This is a genomic window from Pseudoduganella buxea, from assembly GCF_009720835.1.
GTDB lineage: Bacteria > Pseudomonadota > Gammaproteobacteria > Burkholderiales > Burkholderiaceae_D > Rugamonas > Rugamonas buxea.
In genome coordinates this window covers 75,063-96,618 of sequence record NZ_WNKZ01000002.1, presented here as the reverse complement: position 1 = coordinate 96,618, position 21,556 = coordinate 75,063, and the positions used below count along the sequence as shown (strand labels likewise).

At 66.6% G+C, this 21,556-nt stretch carries 24 protein-coding genes, 1 tRNA gene and 1 pseudogene; 12 read left to right on the top strand and 14 right to left on the bottom strand.

Annotated features, from left to right (window positions below; genetic code table 11):
• Window positions 1-4: 4 nt before the first annotated feature.
• The 4 genes from GM672_RS01400 to GM672_RS01385 all read left to right on the top strand — a co-directional run bounded on the left by GM672_RS01400 (window position 5) and on the right by GM672_RS01385 (window position 3,115).
• Window positions 5-358 carry an MmcQ/YjbR family DNA-binding protein gene (locus tag GM672_RS01400; protein ID WP_155468742.1) on the top strand — a complete coding sequence of 118 codons (354 nt, stop codon included), beginning with the start codon at window positions 5-7 and terminating at the stop codon, window positions 356-358.
• Window positions 355-1,614: a phenylacetate--CoA ligase family protein gene (locus tag GM672_RS01395; protein WP_155468741.1), complete on the top strand. Its 1,260-nt coding sequence runs from the start codon at window positions 355-357 to the stop codon at window positions 1,612-1,614. The genes GM672_RS01400 and GM672_RS01395 overlap by 4 nt, the downstream gene beginning before the upstream one ends.
• 123 nt (window positions 1,615-1,737) lie before the next feature.
• Window positions 1,738-2,313 (top strand): hypoxanthine-guanine phosphoribosyltransferase, encoded by a 576-nt coding sequence (locus GM672_RS01390; protein ID WP_155468740.1) that lies wholly within the window; start codon window positions 1,738-1,740, stop codon window positions 2,311-2,313.
• 112 nt (window positions 2,314-2,425) lie between these two features.
• Complete coding sequence (locus GM672_RS01385; protein WP_155468739.1) at window positions 2,426-3,115, top strand: hydrolase; 690 nt, start codon at window positions 2,426-2,428, stop codon at window positions 3,113-3,115.
• A 77-nt stretch (window positions 3,116-3,192) separates the two neighbouring features.
• Here the strand turns inward: GM672_RS01385 and GM672_RS01380 are convergent, their stop codons facing one another.
• The 4 genes from GM672_RS01380 to GM672_RS01365 all read right to left on the bottom strand — a co-directional run bounded on the left by GM672_RS01380 (window position 3,193) and on the right by GM672_RS01365 (window position 5,989).
• A complete protein-coding gene (locus GM672_RS01380) occupies window positions 3,193-4,146 on the bottom strand; it encodes an NAD(P)H-dependent flavin oxidoreductase (protein WP_155468738.1) in 954 nt (317 codons plus the stop codon).
• Window positions 4,147-4,411: 265 nt separating this feature from the next.
• Window positions 4,412-5,320 (bottom strand): MBL fold metallo-hydrolase, encoded by a 909-nt coding sequence (locus tag GM672_RS01375; protein ID WP_155468737.1) that lies wholly within the window; start codon window positions 5,318-5,320, stop codon window positions 4,412-4,414.
• Entirely contained in the window at window positions 5,317-5,760 is a 444-nt protein-coding gene (locus tag GM672_RS01370; protein ID WP_155468736.1) for a hypothetical protein, read from the bottom strand. The genes GM672_RS01375 and GM672_RS01370 overlap by 4 nt, the downstream gene beginning before the upstream one ends.
• Window positions 5,761-5,782: 22 nt before the next feature.
• A complete protein-coding gene (locus GM672_RS01365) occupies window positions 5,783-5,989 on the bottom strand; it encodes a DUF1289 domain-containing protein (protein WP_155468735.1) in 207 nt (68 codons plus the stop codon).
• Window positions 5,990-6,248: 259 nt separating this feature from the next.
• On the opposite strand from GM672_RS01365, the gene GM672_RS01360 reads away from it, so the two are divergent.
• Window positions 6,249-7,262, top strand: coding sequence for an extracellular catalytic domain type 1 short-chain-length polyhydroxyalkanoate depolymerase (locus tag GM672_RS01360; RefSeq protein ID WP_229417499.1), 1,014 nt, complete (start codon window positions 6,249-6,251; stop codon window positions 7,260-7,262).
• Here the strand turns inward: GM672_RS01360 and GM672_RS01355 are convergent.
• Window positions 7,249-7,452 (bottom strand): cysteine-rich CWC family protein, encoded by a 204-nt coding sequence (locus tag GM672_RS01355; RefSeq protein WP_155468733.1) that lies wholly within the window; start codon window positions 7,450-7,452, stop codon window positions 7,249-7,251. The two genes, GM672_RS01360 and GM672_RS01355, sit on opposite strands and share 14 nt — an antisense overlap.
• A gap of 172 nt (window positions 7,453-7,624) precedes the next feature.
• Between GM672_RS01355 and argB the strand changes: the two genes are divergently transcribed.
• Both argB and GM672_RS01345 read left to right on the top strand, forming a co-directional pair.
• Window positions 7,625-8,551: an acetylglutamate kinase gene (argB, locus tag GM672_RS01350; protein WP_155468732.1), complete on the top strand. Its 927-nt coding sequence runs from the start codon at window positions 7,625-7,627 to the stop codon at window positions 8,549-8,551.
• 49 nt (window positions 8,552-8,600) lie between these two features.
• A tRNA-Thr gene (locus GM672_RS01345) sits at window positions 8,601-8,675 on the top strand.
• 41 nt (window positions 8,676-8,716) lie between these two features.
• On the opposite strand, the gene GM672_RS01340 is transcribed toward GM672_RS01345, so the two are convergent.
• The gene (locus tag GM672_RS01340) at window positions 8,717-9,547 is read right to left on the bottom strand and encodes a TraB/GumN family protein (RefSeq protein ID WP_229427736.1); all 831 of its coding nucleotides are present in this window, start codon (window positions 9,545-9,547) and stop codon (window positions 8,717-8,719) included.
• A gap of 91 nt (window positions 9,548-9,638) precedes the next feature.
• Between GM672_RS01340 and GM672_RS01335 the strand changes: the two genes are divergently transcribed.
• From GM672_RS01335 to GM672_RS01320, 4 genes are all read left to right on the top strand, one after another.
• Entirely contained in the window at window positions 9,639-10,391 is a 753-nt protein-coding gene (locus GM672_RS01335; protein ID WP_155468730.1) for a pyrimidine 5'-nucleotidase, read from the top strand.
• Between the two features lie 43 nt (window positions 10,392-10,434).
• The gene (slmA, locus tag GM672_RS01330) at window positions 10,435-11,010 is read left to right on the top strand and encodes a nucleoid occlusion factor SlmA (RefSeq protein ID WP_155468729.1); all 576 of its coding nucleotides are present in this window, start codon (window positions 10,435-10,437) and stop codon (window positions 11,008-11,010) included.
• Complete coding sequence (pabB, locus tag GM672_RS01325) at window positions 11,007-12,872, top strand: aminodeoxychorismate synthase component I (RefSeq protein ID WP_371867009.1); 1,866 nt, start codon at window positions 11,007-11,009, stop codon at window positions 12,870-12,872. Before slmA ends, pabB begins: the two co-directional genes overlap by 4 nt.
• 77 nt (window positions 12,873-12,949) lie before the next feature.
• A complete protein-coding gene (locus tag GM672_RS01320) occupies window positions 12,950-13,555 on the top strand; it encodes a DUF6058 family natural product biosynthesis protein (RefSeq protein ID WP_155468728.1) in 606 nt (201 codons plus the stop codon).
• A gap of 6 nt (window positions 13,556-13,561) precedes the next feature.
• Here GM672_RS01320 and GM672_RS01315 read toward each other — a convergent pair whose 3' ends face one another.
• The 3 genes and pseudogenes from GM672_RS01315 to GM672_RS01305 all read right to left on the bottom strand — a co-directional run bounded on the left by GM672_RS01315 (window position 13,562) and on the right by GM672_RS01305 (window position 14,919).
• A complete protein-coding gene (locus tag GM672_RS01315) occupies window positions 13,562-13,915 on the bottom strand; it encodes a DUF1428 domain-containing protein (protein ID WP_155468727.1) in 354 nt (117 codons plus the stop codon).
• Window positions 13,916-14,049: 134 nt separating this feature from the next.
• Window positions 14,050-14,274 (bottom strand): annotated as a pseudogene (locus tag GM672_RS29085) (AraC family transcriptional regulator); the annotation flags it as partial.
• 21 nt (window positions 14,275-14,295) lie between these two features.
• The gene (locus GM672_RS01305; RefSeq protein ID WP_155468726.1) at window positions 14,296-14,919 is read right to left on the bottom strand and encodes a glutathione peroxidase; all 624 of its coding nucleotides are present in this window, start codon (window positions 14,917-14,919) and stop codon (window positions 14,296-14,298) included.
• Window positions 14,920-15,144: 225 nt separating this feature from the next.
• On the opposite strand from GM672_RS01305, the gene GM672_RS01300 reads away from it, so the two are divergent.
• Window positions 15,145-16,224, top strand: coding sequence for an extracellular catalytic domain type 2 short-chain-length polyhydroxyalkanoate depolymerase (locus GM672_RS01300; protein ID WP_229417497.1), 1,080 nt, complete (start codon window positions 15,145-15,147; stop codon window positions 16,222-16,224).
• 7 nt (window positions 16,225-16,231) lie between these two features.
• On the opposite strand, the gene gabD is transcribed toward GM672_RS01300, so the two are convergent.
• The 5 genes from gabD to GM672_RS01275 are packed head-to-tail and all read right to left on the bottom strand — an operon-like array spanning window position 16,232 to window position 21,556.
• Window positions 16,232-17,689 carry an NADP-dependent succinate-semialdehyde dehydrogenase gene (gabD, locus tag GM672_RS01295; protein ID WP_155468725.1) on the bottom strand — a complete coding sequence of 486 codons (1,458 nt, stop codon included), beginning with the start codon at window positions 17,687-17,689 and terminating at the stop codon, window positions 16,232-16,234.
• 59 nt (window positions 17,690-17,748) lie between these two features.
• A complete protein-coding gene (locus GM672_RS01290) occupies window positions 17,749-18,564 on the bottom strand; it encodes a PPK2 family polyphosphate kinase (RefSeq protein WP_155468724.1) in 816 nt (271 codons plus the stop codon).
• A 17-nt stretch (window positions 18,565-18,581) separates the two neighbouring features.
• Window positions 18,582-19,529, bottom strand: coding sequence for a LysR substrate-binding domain-containing protein (locus tag GM672_RS01285; RefSeq protein ID WP_155468723.1), 948 nt, complete (start codon window positions 19,527-19,529; stop codon window positions 18,582-18,584).
• Window positions 19,530-19,550: 21 nt separating this feature from the next.
• Window positions 19,551-20,324, bottom strand: a complete 774-nt coding sequence (locus GM672_RS01280; RefSeq protein WP_155468722.1) for an SDR family oxidoreductase — start codon at window positions 20,322-20,324, stop codon at window positions 19,551-19,553.
• Window positions 20,325-20,356: 32 nt separating this feature from the next.
• Window positions 20,357-21,556, bottom strand: a complete 1,200-nt coding sequence (locus GM672_RS01275; protein ID WP_155468721.1) for a glycoside hydrolase family 53 protein — start codon at window positions 21,554-21,556, stop codon at window positions 20,357-20,359.

Sequence of the window (21,556 nt, the reverse complement as noted above, 5' to 3'; positions counted from 1 at the left end):
CGCAATGAACCTGAATCGAGCAAAACAGCTGTGCCGCGGCCTGCCTGGCGCGACCGAGGACGTCAAATGGGGCGAGGACCTGGTCTTCTCCGTGGGCGAAAAGATGTTTGCCGTCGCCTGCAACACCGCGGGGGTGGACAAGATCAGCTTCAAGGTCGACGACGACGCCTTCCTGGCACTGACGGACCGCCCCGGCTTCATTCCCGCGCCTTACCTGGCGCGGGCCAAGTGGGTGCAGGTCACGGACCTGAAAGCGGTGTCCGACGAAGAGGGAGACGCCCTGCTCCGGCGCGCCTATGAACTGGTGTTCGCCAAGCTGACAAAGAAACTGCAACGCGAGATCAGGGAGATGGCATGAGCGGCGCCACCCTGGACTGGCAGGAAACCCGGCTGCCGGAGGAGCGCGAGCGCGACCTGATGCTGCGCCTGCCCGCCCTGGTGGCGCAGGCGCAATCGGCACCGGGCTGGGCGCGCATCCTGGAAGGGGTCGACGCGGCCGGCATCGGCACGCGCGCGGCGCTGGCGCAACTGCCCGTCACGCGCAAGTCGGACCTGAAGGCGCTGCAGGCGCAGGACAAGCCCTTCGGCGGCCTGACCAGCACGGCCGCGCGCGCGCTGGGGCGCATCTACATGTCGCCCGGTCCCATCTTCGATGCGGAAGGGCGAGGTCCCGACTGGTGGCGCTTCGGCCGCGCCCTGTACGCGGCCGGCGTGCGCCCGGGCGGCCTGCTGCAGAACTGCTTTTCGTACCACTTCACGCCGGCCGCCTTCATGGTGGAGTCGGCGGCGGCGCGCATCGGCTGCACGGTGATCCCGGCCGGCAGCGGCCAGACCGAACTGCAGGTGCAGGCGATGGCCGAACTGCGGCCGGACACCTATGTCGGCACGCCGTCGTTCCTGAAGCTGATCGTGGAAAAGGCGCGCGAGATGGGCCAGGATATCGGCAGCGTGCAGCACGCCATGCTGAGCGCCGAGGCGCTGCCGGACTCGCTGCGCCAGTGGTTCGTGGAACAGGGCATCCCGCACGTGTGCCAGGCCTACGCATCGGCCGACGCCGGCGCCATCGCCTTCGAGACGCGCACGGACGGCGTGCTCAATCCCGGCATGGTGCTGGATGAGGAGATCATCCTGGAGATCGTGCGGCCCGGCTCGGGCGAACCGGTGGCGCCCGGTGAGGTGGGCGAGGTGGTGCTGACGGTCTTCAATGCCGACTATCCGCTGATCCGCTTCGCCACGGGCGACTTGTCCGCCATCCTGGTCGATACGCCGCCGTCGCCGTGCGGGCGCACCAACACGCGCATCCGCGGCTGGCTGGGCCGCGCGGACCAGACCACCAAGGTGCGCGCCATGTTCGTCCATCCGTCACAGGTGCACGACGTGGTGCGGCGGCATCCGGCCGTGACGAAGGCGCGCCTGGTGGTGACGGGCACCATCGCCGACGAAACCATGACCCTGCACTGCGAAGTGGACGACCCGGCGCGCGCGGGCGACGGCGCGGCCATCGTGGCCGACATCCGCGCCGTGACGAAGCTGCGCGGCGACGTGCGGTTCGTCGCGCGCGGCAGCCTGCCCAACGACGGCAAGGTGATCGACGATGCGCGCGACTACATTTGAACAGGGGGCGAGCGGGAGGCGCGGCACTACGGCTGGGTAATGACTGTCGAGACCCAGTTGCGCGGCGGATCGGGCTGTTATGGCGGATAATTCCAGTCTCATTCACCCAGCCGCCGAAACATCATGCTTGAATATCATCACCAACGCGCCCGCGCACTGCTCGCCAACGCAGAAGAGATCTTCGACGAAGCCGCCGTGCAGCAGGCCGTACGCAATGTCGCGCATACCCTGAACAACCGTTTCGAAGACGACGACGAATTCCCCCTCGTGCTGGGCGTGATGGGCGGCGCCGTGGTCTTCACCGGCAACCTGCTGCCGCAGCTGACCTTCCCCCTCGAATTCGACTATATCCACGTCAGCCGTTACGGCGACGAGGACCGGGGCGGCGAGATCGTCTGGAAGGTGGTGCCCCGCTCGAATGTCGAGGGCCGCGTCGTGATCGTCGTCGACGATATCCTCGACGAGGGCGAAACGCTGGCGCACGTCAAGCAGCGCCTGCTCGACATGGGCGCCAGGGAAGTCATCCTCGCCGTGTTCGCGGACAAGGCCATCGGCAAGGCCAAGCCCGTGCAGCCCGATATCGTCGGGCTGACGATCCCGAACCGCTTCGTGGTCGGCTTCGGCATGGATGCGTACGGCTACTGGCGCAACCTGCCGGGCCTGTGGGCGCTGAACAACGAGGACTTGTCCAACGGCTGACGCGCACTGCCCTGAATGGGGGACCCCATGGGTCCTCCCTAAGGCCAATGGGCGCCGGGGCGTCCAGGGCTTACCATTTTCGCATACCATCACAACCTGCAAGGTGCGCAAAATGAGTAACCCGAAACTGGAAGTCCTGACCCCGCAAAACAGCCAGATCATCTTCATCGACCACCAGCCGCAGATGGCTTTCGGCGTGCAGTCGATCGACCGCCAGGTCCTGAAGAACAACACCGTGGCCCTGGCCAAGGCCGCCAAGGTGTTCGGCATCCCCACCATCATCACCACCGTCGAGACGCAGAGCTTCTCGGGCAACACCTATCCGGAACTGCTGGATGTGTTCCCTGGCCAGCCCATCCTGGAACGCACGTCGATGAACTCGTGGGACGACCAGAAGGTGCGCGACGCGCTGGCGAAGAACGGCAAGAAGAAGGTGATCGTGGCCGGCCTGTGGACGGAAGTGTGCAACAACAGCTTCGCCCTGTGCGCGATGCTGGAAGGCGACTACGAAATCTACATGGTGGCCGATGCGTCCGGCGGCACGTCGAAGGAAGCCCATGACTACGCCATGCAGCGCATGATCCAGGCCGGCGTGGTGCCGGTGACGTGGCAGCAGGTGATGCTGGAATGGCAGCGCGACTGGGCCCACCGCGACAGCTACGATGCCGTCATGGCCATCGTCAAGGAGCACTCGGGTGCCTACGGCATGGGTGTCGACTACGCCTACACGATGGTGCACAAGGCCGCCTCGCGCGCCGCGTCGCAGCACGAGACCCTGGCACCGGTACCGGCCAACAAATAAGCCGGTAGCGAAGCCGGCAACGGCGATGACAAAGGGGGCCGCGGCCCCCTTTTTTTACGTCCGTACCGCCGCGCCGATTACAGCGCCAGGCGTGCGCGGGCGGCCTGGTACTCGGCGGCCAGGCGGTCGACCAGCTCGGCCACGGTGGGCACGTCGTCCATCAGGCCCACGCCCTGGCCGGCGCCCCAGATGTCGCGCCAGGCCTTGGCGCTGCCGGAGCCGAAGCTCATCTTGCTCTTGTCCGATTCGGGCAGCGCGTCCGGGTCCAGGCCGGCGGCGACGATGGATTTCTTCAGGTAGTTGCCGTGCACGCCCGTGAACAGGTTGGTGTAGACGATATCGGCCGCGGTGGACTCGACGATGGCGTCGCGGTAGCCCTGGCTGACATTCGATTCCTGCGTGGCCAGCCAGCGCGAGCCGATGTATGCGAAGTCCGCGCCCATAGCCTGGGCGGCCAGGATGGCGTCGCCGCTGGCGATCGAGCCGGACAGCGCGATGGGGCCGTCGAAGAACTTGCGCACCTCGCCCACCAGCGCGAACGGCGACAGGGTGCCCGCATGGCCGCCGGCACCGGCCGCCACCAGGATCAGGCCGTCGACACCGGCTTCCAGTGCCTTCTGGGCATGGCGGATCGACACGACGTCGTGCAGCACGATGCCGCCGTAGCCGTGGATCGCGTCCATCATCTCCTTCGGCGGCGCGCGCAGCGACGAGATGATGATCGGCACCTGGTGCTTGACGCACATTTCCACGTCATGGGCCAGGCGGTCGTTCGACTGGTGCACGATCTGGTTGACGGCGATGGGGCCCACTTTCTTGTCCGGATTGGCACGCTGGAAATCGGCCAGCTCGGCCTTCAGGTCCGTCAGCCACGTATCGAGCAGCTCGGCCGGACGGGCATTCAGGGCCGGGAAGGAGCCGACGATGCCGGCCTTGCACTGCGCCGCCACCAGGGCCGGGCCGCTGGCGATGAACATCGGCGAAGCAATAACGGGAAGGGACAGGTTTTGCAGCACTGAAGGCAGGGCCATGGTCGACTCGCGCAAAAAAGTTAAGGGTAAATGATCTGGCCGATTATAGACCTGAAAAAGTACGGTCGTGCGAATTCTAGATGGATTGCTCTATCGACCGATGCGCTGCCGCCACTGCCCAGCCCGTGTCCACCCTGGGGTCAGACCCGGACGTGGACACGGCCTCATGCGTACATAACAGCCGAGCCCGTGTCTTTGTCGGGGTCTGACCCCAAGGTGGACACGGCCTCATGCGCTAGCGCAGATGGCTTTTGTCGATTGGGACTCAGGCGTTGACGAGGTAATCGCCGTCGATGCGGGCGGCGAGGCCGCGTATCAGTTGCTTGATGGTCCAGGCGGCCAGCTCTTCGTCGCTTTTATGCAGGTAGCGCCGGTTCGATTCGGCCACGACGGGCAGCGACGCCAGCAGCGGGGCGATGTCGGCCACGGCGATCTTCTGGCGTTCCAGCAGCAGGAACTTGAGCAGCACCTTGACGCCGTATTCGGCGTTGTTGGCCGGTTTCGACGACAGGAAATCGAGGCGGCGGCGGGCCCGTTGCAGGGCCGCGTCGACGTCGTCGAACACGGCGCCGTGGCCGGGGATGACCAGTTGCACGTCCAGGCCGGCGATCAGGTCCAGCGTCGCACCCGCTTCGGCGAAGCCGGCGTCGCCTTCCAGTTCCGGGAAGATGACGCCGAAGCCGTTGTGCCACAGCGCGTCCGCCGAGATCAGGACCTTGTGTTCGGGGCTGTACCAGATCAGCGAATGGGCGTGGTGGCCGGGCGCGCCCAGCACGTGCCAGGCGGTGCCGCCCAGGGTCAATACCTCGCCCGGGGCGACGGTACCGGCGATGGTGAAGCGGGGGCATTGCTGGCCCGTGGCCTTGAAGGTCAGCGCGTCCTCGTCCCAGCGGCGCACCTTGTCCTCCTCGGCCGCCGGCACGAACGTGGCGCAGCCGTAGTGGGCCTGCAGGGCGGCGTTGCCGCCGCAATGGTCCGAATGCAGGTGGGTCGTGTACAGGCGGTCCAGGTGGCGCCCGTGCAGCGCGTGGCGTACCAGGTCCACCGTCTGCTGGGCGTGCGTGACATAGCCGCTGTCGACCAGCGCCGTGTCGTCCGGGCCGACCAGCAGGATATTGTTGGCGGAGAGCCAGCCGCGTTCGAACACGCGGATGGAGTCGGGTAAGGTCATCATCGTTTCATCTGGAAGGCCAGCGAGATGCGGGCGAATTCCACCAGCACGTCCTGGGTGCCGCCGTTGAAGGTGGCAAACGCCGTGCCGGTGCGCACGATCATCCGGGGCGGGAACAGCCAGGACAGATAGGGGATGCCGATCATCTTGGCGCCGCGCACTTCGTCCCAGCGCACGCGCTTGTCGATCATGCCGGTCTGGCGGATGCCGTCGGCGTCGATGGTGGTGGTGGCGCGCAGGAACCAGTACTGGCTGGCGGCCAGCATGGCGGCGGCGCCCAGCAGCAGGGCCTTCACGCCGAAGCCGAATTGGGGCAACGGAAATCGCAGCGCGACGCTGGCGGCATACACCACCAGCACGATCGTCAGCAGGGTGGCGACGACCTTGAAGCCGTTGCCATAGGCAGGCCCCGACACGGTGCGTTCGGGTCGATAGTGCGGCATAGGGAAATCCCGGAGTCGTAGGTCAGTCGAAGTCGATGGTCTGCTCGCGGCGCGGCAGATCGGCCCAGACGGCACGTTTGAAGTCGTCGCTGGCACCGGCCCAGGCGACGATTTCGTCGATCGTGCGCAGGCAGCCTTCGCAGTAACCCGTCGCGCGATTCATCTTGCACAGGCTCACGCAGGGCGAGGGCACGGGCGTCGCGCGCTCCGGCGGGAGAACAGAATTCATGGTGTGGTGGAATTGAAAATCAGACTGTATTCTAGCCGATACAGCTTTGCGCCGGTCTGTGGCAATTATGGCTATACTGGACCAAAACAAGGCCCGTGGACCACACGGAGCGCCGAGGAGACGCAATTGAAGCGTGCGCAAAGGTGTACTCGATGAGGATCTGGGTGCATGGCGTGCCGACAGCGCGGCTGCAGCGATCGATGGCAGTGTTCGTCGACCGGTGACCGCAATGACGAATCCACAGCCTCCGAGGAATCTCATGAAACATGGTCAGCTTTGGTTAAACCAGGTCCGAAAGACGGCGGAAGCTTTTTTCGGACCGAACGCCTTTCCCGGCAGCGCGTTCGAATTCCCGGCCGCCCTCGAGCTGCCGGAAACCGTGTTCGATGCCCCGCCCCCCGTGGCGCCCCCGCTTCCGCCGGGTGCACGCTTCCTGCATGGCGTCTATGGCAACGAAGCCGGCAGCCGCAACTACAAGCTGTACATCCCTTCCACCTGGAAAGGCCAACGCCTGCCGCTGGTCGTGATGCTGCACGGCTGCGCCCAGGACCCGGACGATTTCGCCGCCGGCACGCAGATGAACGCCGTCGCCGAGGAACGCAAGTGCTTCGTGCTGTATCCGGCCCAGTCGCCGGACGCCAACAATTCGCGCTGCTGGAACTGGTTCAACGCGCTGGACCAGCGCCATGGCCAGGGCGAACCGTCCATCATTGCCGGCATGACGCAGCAGGTACTCGACCATTACCCGGTTGCGCGCAACCAGGTGTATATCGCCGGCCTGTCCGCGGGCGGCGCGATGGCGATCATCGTCGGCACGCTGTATCCGGAGCTGTTCTGCGCGGTGGGCGTTCACTCCGGTCTGCCGTTCGCGGCCGCGCGCGACCTGCCGTCCGCGTTGTCGGCCATGAAACGGGGTGCCGCCGGCAGCGCCACCAACAGTGGCGGCCTGCCGATGATCGTCTTCCACGGCGACCAGGACACCACTGTCCACCCCGTCAACGGCGAGGAATTGCTGGCCCAGGGGCTGCGCAGCCATCCGCTGGGCAAAACGGCGCGCCCTTCCCGGCTGGCCGGGCGCGTGCCGGACGGGTATGCCTACACCCGTGTCAAGCACTGGCTGCACGACGGCTCGCCGCTGGCCGAGCACTGGGTGATCCATGGCGCCGGCCACGCCTGGTCCGGCGGCAGCGCGGCGGGAAGTTATACGGATGGCAAGGGTCCCGACGCCAGCCGGGAAATGATGCGCTTCTTCAGCACCGTCAGGGCCGCTTGAGGACCTGGGCGGCGATATGGGCCTTCAGGCAGGCCGGGCACCAGCAGCCCACGGCCCCGTCCCCGTCCGGTACCGGCACGGTCGGCGGCAGCTGCGTGCACCAGCAGGGTGTGGGGTCGGCCTGGCCGTCCGGCCCCGGGTCCGCCATTGCGCAATGGAAGGTGGCGCCGCAGCGCTCGCAGATGCTCATGGTGCCGAGCCTAGCGGAACAACGACGACATGGCAACCTTTGGCCCTATAATGCGCAGGCACGCAGCAACATCGCGCTTTGCGCGGCATCCGGGACCGCACCGGCCACCCGCCCCATGTTGCCAGCCCGTGCTTCGCTGTAAAATCGCCACAATATTTTTACCGGACCCGCCATGACCCAACTGACCAACTTGAGCCTGGACACGCCAGCCGACGATCTGACTGCGGTTTCGCCGCAGATCAAGGCGCAGATTCTGGCCGAGGCTCTGCCGTACATTCGTAATTTCCATGGCAAGACGATTGTCATCAAATACGGCGGCAATGCCATGACCGACGAGCGGCTGAAGCACGGCTTCGCGCGCGATGTGATCCTGCTGAAACTGGTGGGCATGAATCCGGTCGTGGTGCACGGCGGCGGTCCGCAGATCGACAACGCGCTGAAGAAAATCGGCAAGCAGGGCACCTTCGTGCAGGGCATGCGCATCACCGACGAAGAAACCATGGAAGTGGTGGAATGGGTGCTGGGCGGCGAAGTGCAGCAGGATATCGTGATGCTGATTAATCACTACGGCGGCCAGGCCGTGGGCCTGACCGGCAAGGACGGTGGCCTGATCCGCGCCCGCAAGATGGCCATGCCGGACAAGCTCAATCCGGGCCAGTACCTGGACATCGGCTTCGTGGGCGAGATCGACGCCATCAACCCGGCCGTCGTCAAGGCGCTGCAGGACGATGCCTTCATCCCCATCATTTCGCCGATCGGCTTCGGCCAGGATGGCCAGGCCTACAACATCAATGCCGACGTCGTGGCCGGCAAGATCGCCGAGATCCTGAAGGCGGAAAAACTGATCATGATGACCAATATCGCCGGCGTGCAGGACAAGAACGGCAACCTCGTCACCGACCTGTCGGCCCGCGAGATCGACGAGATGTTCGCCGACGGCACCATCTCCGGCGGCATGCTGCCGAAGATTTCGTCGGCACTGGACGCGGCCAAGTCGGGCGTCAACACGGTCCACATCATCGACGGACGAATTGAACACAGTTTGCTGCTCGAAGTGTTGACCGAACAGGCATTTGGCACTATGATCCGGTCTCACTGAAAAAACCGGTGGCGCCGGAAGTAACGCGCGCCGCCTGTCGATCCGGTATGCCCTTGTAGCTCAGTGGTAGAGCACTCCCTTGGTAAGGGAGAGGCCACGTGTTCAATCCACGTCAAGGGCACCATTTTCTCCCTCCCGCAGCACCCTCCCCCAGCTATTTCCGTTTCAGTACACCCGTTCGACCAGCAGCCCCCGTGCGCGCAGCAGTTCCGGCACGCTTCCCGCGCCTACCAGGTGCAGCACGCCGATGGCGGCCACGCTGCGCCGTTCGCTTTTCAACAGCGCGGCGATGCGCGCGGCCAGCGCCGGATTGCGCCCGGCCAGCAGCACCTGGCTGACGAATCTGCCGGAATACGTGGTGTCGGCCGCCGTCTTGGCGGCAATGCGATCCAGCGCGGCCTGGTCGGCCGTGGCCCAGGCCCGGGCGATTTCGCGGGCGTCGCCGGCCTGCTCCTTGTCCTCGATGGCGTCGATGCACTCCTGCAGGAACAGGGCCTGGTCGGCCAGCGGCATGCGCCCGAACAGGGCCATCTGCCCCTGCACCGATTCCAGTTCGATCACTTTCTGGCCGCGCCCGTGGGCCTGCTGCGCCAGCCAGGCGTCGACCGCCAGTTCGGCCTGGTAGCCCTGCGCCTCGAATTCGCGCACCGTCAGCAGGCTGGCGATCATCCATGGCTTCATCAGCGCCACTGACTGCGGCCCGATCTCGTAGCGGCGCAACAGCCGGTCCAGGCGCGGGCGATAGGGCGCCGGCAGCTCCGCGCTGGCCGGGCCACGACCGTTCTGGTACATGCCGTGCTCGCGCACGGCGCGGGCGATGTCGTTCTGGGAACCCGTGGGATCGACTTCCAGCGCCAGCACGGTCGCTTCGCGCAGGGCCGCCATCAGGCGCGGTTCGAGCGGATAGAAGTCGCGCGCACCGACGTGGATGGTGCCGAACAGCCATGCCACGTGGCCGCCGCCTTCGACGCGGAACAGCGCTCCCCGATTGGGCACGCCCGCTGTTTCCTGCGCATGGACCGCTAACGGCGCCAGGCCTGCGGTAAACCAGAGCAGGCTATAAAACATCACTATAATCTGGCGTCGCATGCTGACCTTCGCTATTTCAAGAGACGTGAATATTAAACCTTCCGCACCGGTCTGGCTGTTTGACCTCGACAACACGCTGCATAACGCGTCGCACGCCATCTTCCCCGCGATCATGGCCAATATGAACACGTATATCGCCCGCGTGCTGGGCGACGGCATCACGCCGGCCGATACCGAGGCAGTCAACGCCGCGCGCACGCTGTACTGGAAGCGCTATGGCGCCACCTTGCTGGGATTGATGCGGCACCACAATGTCAGCGCCGCCCACTTCCTGCGCGAGACGCACGACATGGACGGCCTGCTGTCGATGATTCGCCACGAAAAGGGCCTGGGCCACTTGCTGCGGCGCCTGCCGGGGCGCAAAATCCTGCTGACCAACGCGCCGCACCGCTATTCGACGATGGTGCTGCGCCACATGGGCATCCACCGCCAGTTCGCCCACCACATCGCCATCGAATCGATGCGGGTGCACCGGCAGCTGCGGCCGAAGCCATCGAAACTGCTGCTGCGCAAGGTGATGCGGCACCAGCGCGTGCCGGCGCGCCGCTGCATCCTGGTCGAGGACACGCTGGCCAACCTGCGCACGGCCCATGCGCTGGGCATGCGCACCGTCTGGGTCACCCAGTATCTGAAGGTGGGCGACCCGATTGGCGCCGCCCATCCGCCGAAAAGGCTGACGCGGCCCGGCTGGGTCGATGTCAAAGTAAAATCCGTCAGGAACCTGCCGGCGCGCCTGGCCCGGCTGCGCTGAACTACCGACCTTCCCCGAACACCTACCATTCACGCGAGATCACATGGCAAGCACACCGCCCGGCCAACGCAAGCTGCAAATCCTCCAGGCCCTGGCCGCGATGCTGGAGCAGCCCAAGGGGGAGAAGATCACCACGGCCGCCCTGGCGCGCCGGCTGGAGGTGTCCGAAGCGGCGCTGTACCGCCACTTCGCCAGCAAGGCGCAGATGTTCGAGGGCCTGATCGACTTCATCGAATCGTCCGTGTTTGGCCTGATCAACCAGATCGCCGACCGCCAGCAGGATGGCCTGGCGCAGGCGCGCGACATCCTGGCCATGCTGCTGCAGTTCGCCGCCAACAATCCGGGCATGACGCGGGTGCTGATCGGCGACGCCCTCGTCAACGAAGACGAACGGCTGCAGCAGCGCATGAACCAGTTCCATGACCGGGTCGAGCTGGCGCTGAAACAGGCGCTGCGCCTGGCGGTGGCCGAAGGCCGGGGGCATGAAGCCGATGTCGCCGCCCGCGCCGACCTGCTGGTCAGCTTCGTGCTGGGGCGCTGGCACCGCTATGCCAAGGGCGGCTTCCAGTCGTCCCCGGGCCAGGATGCCGCCGTGCAGATCGCCCTGCTGGTGCAATGACCGATCGTTCCATGCCCCCCGGTTCGATGAACACCGAAGTCTTCGCCCTGCTCGACGATGCCAGCGCCGCGGGCAATGCCCAGGCGCCGGCTTCGCGCCTGTACAGCGGCCATGTCGCCACCCTGGCCTGCACCGCACCCGGCGACTGGCCGGCCACGCTGGACGCCTTGCAGGCGGCACTGGGCAGCGGCCGTCACGCCGTCGCCCTGTGCAGCTATGAACTGGGGCAGCACCTGGTCGGGTTGCCGGCCGATGCGACCGGCACGCCGCTGGCGCAGTTCCTCGTCTTCGAGCAGTGCACCTTCCTGACGCAACAAGACGTGGCCGCGTGGCTGGCCGCGCGCACCGCTGGCGACGACACGCCGGCCGGCATCGCCGCCGTGGAGGCCAGCGTCGACGCAGCGCAGTTCACGGACGCCATCGACCGCATCCGTGACTATATCGCCGCTGGCGACACCTACCAGGTCAACTACACCTACCGCCTGCGCTTCGACGCCTTCGGATCGGCCGCCGCCCTGTACCAGCGCCTGCGTGCGCGCCAGCCGGTGCCGTACGGCGCCCTGGTCGCCCTGCCCAATGGCGGCGCCGTGCTGTCGCTGTCGCCGGAACTGTTCGTGCGCCACGATTGCGGCAAGCTGACGGCGCGGCCGATGAAGGGCACGGCGCCTTCCGCGCCTCCGGGCCCCGATGCGCAGGCGGACAACGCCCGCCGCGCCGCCGCGCTGGCGGCGGACCCGAAGAACCGGGCCGAGAACCTGATGATCGTCGACCTGCTGCGCAACGATATCGGCCGCATCGCCGTCACCGGCAGCGTGCGCGTGCCGGCGCTGTTCGACGTGAATCGCTATGCGGGCGTGCTGCAGATGACGTCCACCGTGGAAGCGACCTTGCGCGCCGACGTCACCCTGGCCGGCCTGTTCGCCGCCCTGTACCCTTGCGGCTCCATCACGGGGGCACCAAAGCGGCGCACGATGGAAATCATCGCCGAACTGGAAGGCGCGCCGCGCGGCCTGTACACGGGCGCCATCGGCTGGTTCGACCCGGCCCCGCCCGGCCAGGCCTTCGGCGACTTCTGCCTGAACGTGCCGATCCGCACGCTCACCTTGCAGCCGCAGGTGCACGGCGTGCGGCGCGGCGAGATGGGCGTCGGTGCCGGGATCGTGCACGACAGCGTGGCCGCCGACGAATTCGCCGAATGCCGCCTCAAGGCACGCTTCCTGACAGGGCTGACGAACGACTTCGAGCTGTTCGAAACCATGCACGCCACGCGTGAACAGGGCGTGCGCCACGTCGAGCGGCACCTGGCCCGGCTGGCGGCGTCGGCGCAGTATTTCGGCTTCGCGTGGGACGAGGCGGCCGCCCGCGCCTACCTCGCCGTCGCCTGCGACGCCCTGCCCGCCGCCACGCCGCACCGGCTGCGGCTGGCCATGAACGGCGCCGGCGCTTTCGCCGTGCAGACGGGCGTGCTCGCGCCCGTGGCCGAACCCGTGCGCGTGCTGCTGGGCGAGGACGCCACCTGCGCCGACGACCTGTTCCTGCGCCATAAAAGCACCTTGCGGGCCCGCTACGACGCCGCCTGGCGCGATGCGGAAGCGCACGGCGCCTTCGACCGGCTGTTCTGCAACGAGCGGGGCGAGCTGACCGAGGGAGGCCGCAGCAATGTCTTCGTCCGCATCGACGGCCAATGGCTGACGCCCCCGCTGCGCTGTGGGCTCTTGCCCGGCGTGATGCGCGCCGTCGTGATCGAAGCGTGGAACGCGGTGGAAGCCGTCATCACGCGCGACATGCTGGCGCGGGCCGAGGAAATCGTCGTCTGCAATGCGCTGCGCGGGGTGCTGCGGGCAGAACTGGTCGCCACCTGAATCGACGCTTCGCCCGCCGGCGAAGCGAGCCGCCCCCTTGCAGCCTACAGTGGCGCTTTCCCCTTGCGAAAGCCGCCATGACGGACCTGATCGATTACCTGTCACGCCACTTCCTGAGCGAGGCCCAATTGCTGGCCACCGCGGGCATCGACGCGGCCATCCTGCAGGATTTGCAGGCACGCCGGATGGCACCGCTGCCGGCCTACCGCCTGCGCCTGGCCGTGCACTGCGATTCCTTCTTCGGCCCTCACGAGGAAGCACACGCACTGCGCTTCTACGCCACCGGCACGCCGGCATGGCTGGCAGCCGTCGCAAACCTCGCCGGCGAACAAGCGGCCTTCGAATTGTTCGCGCGCCGCCACCAGGCCCGCCTCCACGAACTGGCCCCCGATGCCGGCGCCGATGTGGCGGCCGCATGGGCCAGCTTCCTGGACGGCACCTATGGCCTGTGCACCCGCTCCGGCCTGCCGGAGGAAATCGCAGCGAAGGAATGGGCGGCCGGCACGATCGAGGCTATCATCGCGCAAGGCGTGGCAGATGCTGCGGACGAGCACGAACTGACCACGCTGCGCCACGCCGTCGACACGCTCGATGCGGCCAGCAACGCGTTCGCGCCGCACGAACGCGAACGCTCGTCGCGCCGGCGCCTGGTCGACGGGATGCGCGAACAGTACCGGTTGTAAGCAGGTCTACAGGGTGACGAAGGGCTTGAAGCCGCCCATGATCATGCGCTTGCCGTCGAAGGGCATCTCTTCCATCATGCCGGCCATGCGCGGGTCCTTCATGACCTTCTCGTTGACGGCGTCTCGCTCCTCGCGCGAGTTGTAGACGATCCACGAGAAGAACACCACTTCATCGTCCTGCAATTGCACGGCCTGGGGGAACGAGGTCAGCTTCCCCGGCGGGACGTCGTCGCCCATGCATTCGCGAAATTCGAGGGCACCGTGCTCGCGCCAGATGGCGCCGGCCTTTTCGGCCAGGGCGCGGTAGGCATCGAGCTTGTCTTTCGGTACCGGCAGGACAAATCCATCGACATACGGCATAGCGGTCTCCTTTGGTCTGTTGGGTGATGTGGCTTCGGCAAAGTGCCGCTCTCCAGATTAGTCAAAGGATGTGCCTGCAACAAGGAATGCTTTTCGATAAGCGCCCGGCGTGGTGGCGACGAGACGCGGGAAGCCGTGGCGCGCTGGCCATCGAGCACGCCGGCGGCGGCCAAGACGAATACGCCCGAGCAGATCGAACAAAGCCGGGCGCCGCGCCCAGTTTTGCAAGCAGGACCGAAGGCGACGCCTCATCACCACCGCGCCAGCCCGGAATGACGATGGTGTCGGCCCGACGCAACAGGCCTGGCGCGGATCGGCAGGCGTTCGATGGCGCAGACGGCGAAGTCGTACCAGTCCACTTTGCCGTCAACGCCGACTTCTCAGCTGGCCAGCGCCTTCTCGATGGCGCCGACCAGCGCCTTGTCCGACGGCTTGACCTTGCTGGGGAAGTTCTCGATGACCTTGCCGTCGCGGCCGATCAGGTACTTGTGGAAGTTCCAGGCCGGGGCCTTGCCGGTGGCCTTGATCAGGTCCGCGTACAGGGGATTCGGCGCGGCGCCGGAGACGGCCGTCTTGGCGAACATGGGGAACTTGACGCCGTAGGTGTTGTAGCAGAAGTCGGCGATTTCCTTGCTGCTGCCCGGCTCCTGCTTGCCGAAGTCGTTCGACGGGAAGCCCAGCACCACCAGGCCCTTGTCGGCATATTTGGCATACAGGCCTTCGAGTCCCTCGTATTGCGTTGTGAAGCCGCAATAGCTGGCCGTGTTCACGACGAGGATCACCTTGCCGGCGTACTGGCACAGATCCTGCGGCGCATCGTCCTGCAGGCGCTTGAAGCTCTGGCGCAGCACGGCGGGGCAACTGGCCGGACGGGCCGTCACGGCCGGCGCGGTGGCCGGCGCGGCCTGCTGGGCGAGAGCGGGCGCCAGACTGCACAGGCCAAGGGCGGACACGGCGGCGATGCGGACAACGGCGGGAACGACGGCGGAAACGGAAAGGGACATGATGGGCTCGACAAAGTGATCGAAAAAAGTCATTGTATGCCACCCGCCCCCGATGCGTGGTCCGGTGCGGGCCGAAGCTCAGCCATTCAGAGCCGGGTGTCCCGCGCGGCTGAAAAAACTCGGCTGTCCATTCGCGAAGCGTTCCCTCGGCACGATTGAGTGAGATTAAGTGTGTCCGCGCCACCGCTCGCACAATTCGAGTCCATTGCATCGAAGGGGCTTGCCATGAAGCGTCGTCATCTCATCCACACCGGCACCGTCGCCATCGCCACCGTCATCGTGCTGCTGGCTGCCATCCTGCTGCTGTCCGGATCGCTGCGGCCCGCGCTGGCCGAGCCGGTCAGCCTGCCGTCGATGAAGACGGGACAGCTGTCGGTGTCCGGCCTGTCCTCGGGCGGCTTCATGGCCGTGCAGTTCGACGTGGCCTTTTCCGGCAATGTGGTCGGCGCCGGCATCATCGCCGGCGGCCCGTACAACTGCGCGCGGGGCAACGTGAATGTGGCCACCACCATCTGCAGCTGCACCAGCGGGCTGCCGTGGTGCAGCGCGTCGCCGGGCGGCACCGGTGTGGACAACCTGGTCGATACCACCGCCCATTACGCCGCCAGGGGCCAGATCGATGCGACGGCCAACCTGGCGGGACAACGCATCTGGCTCTTTTCGGGCCGTGCCGACAGTGTCGTGCCGACCGTCGTGATGGACGACCTGGCGGCCTACTACCGCCACTTCGTCCCGCCGGAAAACATCAAGTACCGCAGCGATATCCAGGCCCAGCACGCGATTCCCACGGACGGCTGGGGCAACCGCTGCGACCAGCTGGCCGCGCCGTATATCAGCAATTGCGGCCTCGATGGCGCGGGCGAACTGCTGAACTGGATCTATGGCGACCTGCAGCCCCGCTCGACGGCACCGGCCGCCGGCCGCTTCGTCGAATTCAACCAGGCCGAGTTCCTGCCGTCGCCGCGCCGCCACGGCATGGCGACGTCGGGCTACCTGTATATTCCGCCCGGCTGCGACGGCATTGGGGCCGGCTGCCGGCTGCACGTGGCCTTCCACGGCTGCAAGCAGACCCAGGCCCTGGTCGGCCAGGCCCACATGCGCCATGCCGGCTACAACGCCTGGGCCGATACCAACCGCATCGTCGTGCTGTATCCGCAGGCGGCGCCCGTCTACCCGTGGGCCAATCCCAACTCGTGCTGGGACTGGTTCAGCTACGACGACAGCAATTACGCGCTGAAGACGGGGCGCCAGATGCGCGCCATCAAGCGCATGACGGAGCGCCTGATGGGCACGCCGGGACCGTAGCGATTGCCTACATGCCGCCCAGGCAGAGGTACTTGACGACGAGGTAGTCCTCGATGCCGTACGTCGACCCTTCGCGGCCCAGGCCGGACTGCTTGACGCCGCCGAAGGGCGCGACCTCGTTCGAGATCAAGCCCGTGTTGACGCCGACCATGCCGGACTCCAGCCCTTCGGCCACGCGCCAGATGCGGCCGATATCGCGCGCGTAGAAGTAGGCGGCCAGGCCGAACTCCGTGTCGTTTGCCAGGGCCACGGCCTCCTCCTCGGTCTTGAAGCGGAACAGGGGCGCCAGCGGGCCGAAGGTCTCTTCGCCGGCGACGATCATGTCGCGCGTGACGTCGGCGATGACGGTGGGCTCGAAGAAGCTGTGGCCCAGCGCGTGGCGGTGCCCACCCAGCAGCAGGCGGCCGCCCTTGGCCAGCGCGTCCGCCACGTGCTCTTCCACCTTCGCCACGGCCTTCTCGTCGATCAGCGGGCCTTGCGTGACACCGGCGTCAACGCCGTTGCCGACCTTGAGCTTGCCGACGGCGGCCGTCAGTTTCTCGGCGAAGGCCTCGTACACGCCGTCCTGCACGTACAGACGGTTGGCGCACACGCAGGTCTGGCCGGCGTTGCGGTACTTCGACGCGATGGCCCCTTCGACTGCCGCATCCAGGTCGGCATCGTCGAACACGATGAAGGGCGCATTGCCGCCCAGCTCCAGCGACAGCTTCTTGATGGTGGGCGCGCACTGCTCCATCAGCAACCGGCCGACGGCGGTGGAGCCGGTGAAGGTGAGCTTGCGCACGATGGGATTGGCGCACATTTCGGCGCCGATTTCCTTGGACGGGCCGGTGACGACGGAGAATACGCCGCGCGGCACGCCGGCCTGCTCGGCCAGCAGGGCCAGCGCCAGCGCGGAGAACGGCGTCGCCTCGGCCGGTTTGAGCACCATCGGGCAGCCGGCCGCCAGCGCCGGGCCGACCTTGCGGGTGATCATCGCCAGCGGGAAGTTCCACGGCGTGATGGCGGCGCACACGCCGATCGGCTCCTTCGTGACGAGCAGGCGCCGGTCCGCCGCCGGCGAGGCCAGGGTGTCGCCGTGCACGCGCTTGCCTTCCTCGGCGAACCACTCGATGAAGCTGGCGGCATAGCTCACTTCGCCCTTTGCTTCGGCCAGCGGCTTACCCTGCTCGGTCGTCATCAGCAGGGCCAGGTCGTCCGCGTTGGCCATGATCAGGTCGAACCATTTGCGCAGGATGGCGGCGCGCTCCTTGGCCGTCTTCTTGCGCCAGGCCGGCCAGGCGGCGTTGGCCGCCTCGATGGCACGGCGCGTCTCGGCCGTGCCCATCTTCGGGACGGTGCCGAGCCGTTCGCCAGTGGCGGGATTGGTGACGGCGACGGTTTCGCCATGGTCGGCGTCAAGCCAGGCGCCGTCGATATAGGCCTGCTGGCGCAGCAGGGTCGGGTCGTTCAGTTGCATGGTCATTCTCCGCTGTGATGTGAGAGTTGAAAAACAACTATGCCACAGCGGGCCGGACCCCGCTGTTAGCGAACGCGCAGTTTCGCCAGCTTCGGGTCACCCGCCGGCCACTGCAAATCCATGCGTTCCAGGGCTTCGAGCAGCAGACTGGCGACGGCCAGGTCGCGGTGCGGTTTGGAGTCGGCCGGCACGATGTACCAGGGCGCGTGCGGCGCATCCGTCTCGGCGATGGCCCGTTCATAGGCACGCCGGTAATCGTTCCAGCGCTCGCGGTGCTTCAGGTCTTCCGGGTCGAACTTCCAGTGCCTGGTGGGGTCGTCGATGCGCGCCTGCAGCCGGTCGCGCTGCTCGTCCTTCGAGATGTGCAGGAACACCTTCACCAGCACGGTGCCGGTTTCGGCCAGCATGCGTTCGAAATCGCGGATCTGGCCATAGCGCTGCGCCAGTGCCGCCTCGTCGATGGTGCCGTACACGAGCGGGTGCAGCACATCCTCGTAATGGCTGCGGTTGAAGACGGCGATCTCGCCACGGCGCGGCACCTGGAAATGCACGCGCCACAAGTAGTCGCGTGCCGTGTCGATCGTCGTCGGCACGTCGAAGCGCACCGGGCGCAGGCCCATCGGATTGATCTTGCGGAACAGCTGGTGCACGGTGCCATCCTTGCCGGCGCAGTCGACGCCCTGCAGCACCAGCAGCACCTTGCGGTCGCGCTCCGCGTACAGCTTTTCCTGCAGCGCGGCGATGGCCTTGTGCAGGCGTTTCGCTTCGCCCTTGTCGCGTTTCGGTCCGTCCTCGCCGGGCGCGCACAGGGGCGTGGCACCGGCATCGGCGTCATGCAGTTCGGGGTTGGCGGGGGTACGGAATCGCTTGCTGGCCTTCAAACGGGCTCCTGTTCGGTCTATCGGGGATAGCGCAGCGCCGCCACTTCCCGCAGCGCCGCCAGCATCGCTTCCGCGCCGGGGGCCAGGCGATGCTGCCTGCGCGTGACGATACCATACAGGTCCATCCGCAGGCCCAGGTCGTGCGGCAGCACGGTCAACAGGCCCATGTCCAGGTAGGGCCGTACCAGCTCCTCGGGCAGCGCGACGATCATGCGGCTGCCGATCAGCAGGTTGGCGATGACGGGCAGCGCCAGCGATTCGACCGTCTCGCAGGGCGGCTCCAGCCCATGCGACAGGAACAGGGCCGTCAGCCGGTCGCGCAGGATGCTGCCGGCCGGCGGCATGATCCACGGCTCGCCGGCCAGTTCCTCCAGGGTCAACGTGGCACGGCCGGCCAGCGGGTGACCGGCACCGGCGATCAGGCTGTGGGGTTCGTCGGTGACGGGTTCGAAGTGCAGTTCGGCGGCGGCATCGGAATCGAGCACGCGGCCGATCACCAGATCGAGCTCACCCGCGCGCAGGCGCTCGGTGAGGATCTTGCTGGTATCGACGGTAACGGAGACCTTGACCCGCTCGTGGCGCGACTTGAGCAGCTTGATCGCATCGGGCAGCAGGCTGGCCGACGGCGTCAGCACGGCGCCCACGGCGACGGTGCCGGCCAGGCCCGCCAGCAGCTCCATCACTTCCTGGTGGGCCGCGTCCATTTCGGCCAGCGCGGCGCCGGCGCGGCGGATCATCACTTCGCCATACCAGGTGGGCTGCACGCCGCGCGGCAGGCGTTCGAACAGCTGCACGTTCAGCGCGTATTCGAGTTCGGCCAGCAGTTTCGAAGCGGCGGGTTGGGTCAGGTTGGCTGCCTGCGCGGCATGGAGGATCGAGCCATGCCGGCCAAGTTCCACCAGCAGGACCAGCTGGCGCATCTTCAGGTGAGAGCGAACGAACCGGTCGGAGTGGATATCAGGCATGCGATCTATCAGGGCAAAGGCTTACTCATGATAGAGCTGGGACCTGCCTCCGTCAATCAGGATGTCCGTGGCGTTGATGAAGCGCGCTTCGTCGCTGGCGAGGAACAGTGCAGTATAGGCAACTTCCTCCGGCGTGCCGATGCGCCGGGGCGGCAGCAGCGCCGCCTGGCGCGCTTCCTCGGCGTGCGGGTCGGGGCAGCCATCGAGCCAGGCGCGGATATTGTCCGTCATGATCAGGCCGGGCGAAATGGAATTGACGCGGATGCCGCGCGCGGCGTATTCGATGCCCAGCGATTTCGTCAGGCCCAGCAAGGCGTGCTTGGCGACCGGATAAGGAAAGCAGCCCGGAATGATCTTGTGGCCATGGACCGAGGCGATATTGACGATGCTGCCCCCGCCCTGCTCCAGCAAGGCCGGCAGCGCCGAGCGGATCACGTTCCACGCCCCTTCCAGGTCGACGGCGAAGCAGCGCTGCCATTCTTCGTGCGTGGTCTGCAGCGGGTCGGTGAACACGTTCATGCCGGCGTTGTTGACGATGATGTCGATGCGGCCGAAGTGCATCAGCACCGTTTTCGCCATGGCCGCCACGGCCTCGCGATCGGCGATATCGGCCGCCACGAACAGCATGTCGGGGCCACCCAGTTCTTCCCGCGCGGCGGCGGCGTGTTCGTCGTCGCGGTGGCTGTTGATCACTACCTTCGCGCCTTCGGCCAGGAACAACCTGGCGATGGCCTTGCCGATGCCCTGGGTGGAACCGGTGACGATGGCTACCTTGTCTTTCAGTCTGTCGACCATGTTTCGTACTTCCTTTTTACTCGAATACGTTGTTACTTTTTTTCCTGCGCCGGCGCCGGCATCGTGTGGGTGCGCCAGCCGTCGAGCACCGGCAAGGCGCGGCCCTCGAAGTCGAACAAGGTCGTGTTGGCCACCACGTTCGGCCCCGGCACCCCGTCCTTGTCGCGCACGGCCCAGCCGATGCCGGGCGTGGCGATCATCACCGGGTCCCAGTACAGCAAGCCCAGTACGCGTTCCGTCTTCGCCATCGCCGCCAGCAGGTCTTCCATGAAGGCGCGCTGGCCGGCCGGGGAACTCATCGACGCCGGATACGGGCCGTTATCGCTCAACTGGCCGGGATAGCCGTTCGGCAGGTTCGGCGTCCAGTTGAAGCCGGCCTCCATGATGAACAGGTCCTTGTCGTAGCGCGCCGTCACGGCGCGGCTGAACGCCACCACCTGCTGCACGGTTTTTTTGGTCCAGAACGGGTAGTACGAGGCACCGATCACGTCGTACTGCACGTTCAGCGCACGGAGGCGGTCGAAGTAGTGGTGGTACTTGTCCAGATTGCCCGCATCGTCCAGGTGCAGGATCACGCGCGAGGCGGGCGACACGGCCTTGACGCCGTCGTAGCCGGCCTGCAGCAGCGCGCCCAGGCGCGGCCAGTTCTGCTCCGTCATGGCGCCGTAGGGATACAGCATGCCGCCTTCGATCTCGTTACCGACCGAGACGTACTGGGGCACCGTGCCTTGCGCCTGCAAGGCGCGCATCACGTCGCGGGTACGCTCGAACACGAGCTGGCGCAGGCGCTCGAAGCGCGCCGCCTCAGTTGGCAATTTGTCCAGCTGGGCGCGCCATTGTACCGGCACGTTCTGGGTCTTCCCGTTGGTCCAGAAATCGGAATAGTGAAACGTCAGCTGGATCTGCATGCCCAGGGCCGCGCTGCGCCGCGCCATGTTCAGCAAATCGGGCAGGTCCATCGAGCCCGCCGGCCAGTGATACCCCTCGTTGCCGGTGCCGGGCCCGGGGCCTTCGTACAGGCGCAGGCGCACCACGTTGTGGCCGGCGTCGCGCAGGATCGTGAGCGCATCCCCCTGCCTGCCCTGGCGGTCGAAGTAGCGGGCGCCATGTTGCTCCATCAGGGGCAGTACGGAAACGTCGCCGCCGGCCAGGAATGGCTGTGCGGCGAAGGCTTGCAGCGACACGGCACACAGGGCGACGGCAAGGCCGCGGGCAAAGGAAGTAAAAGTCAT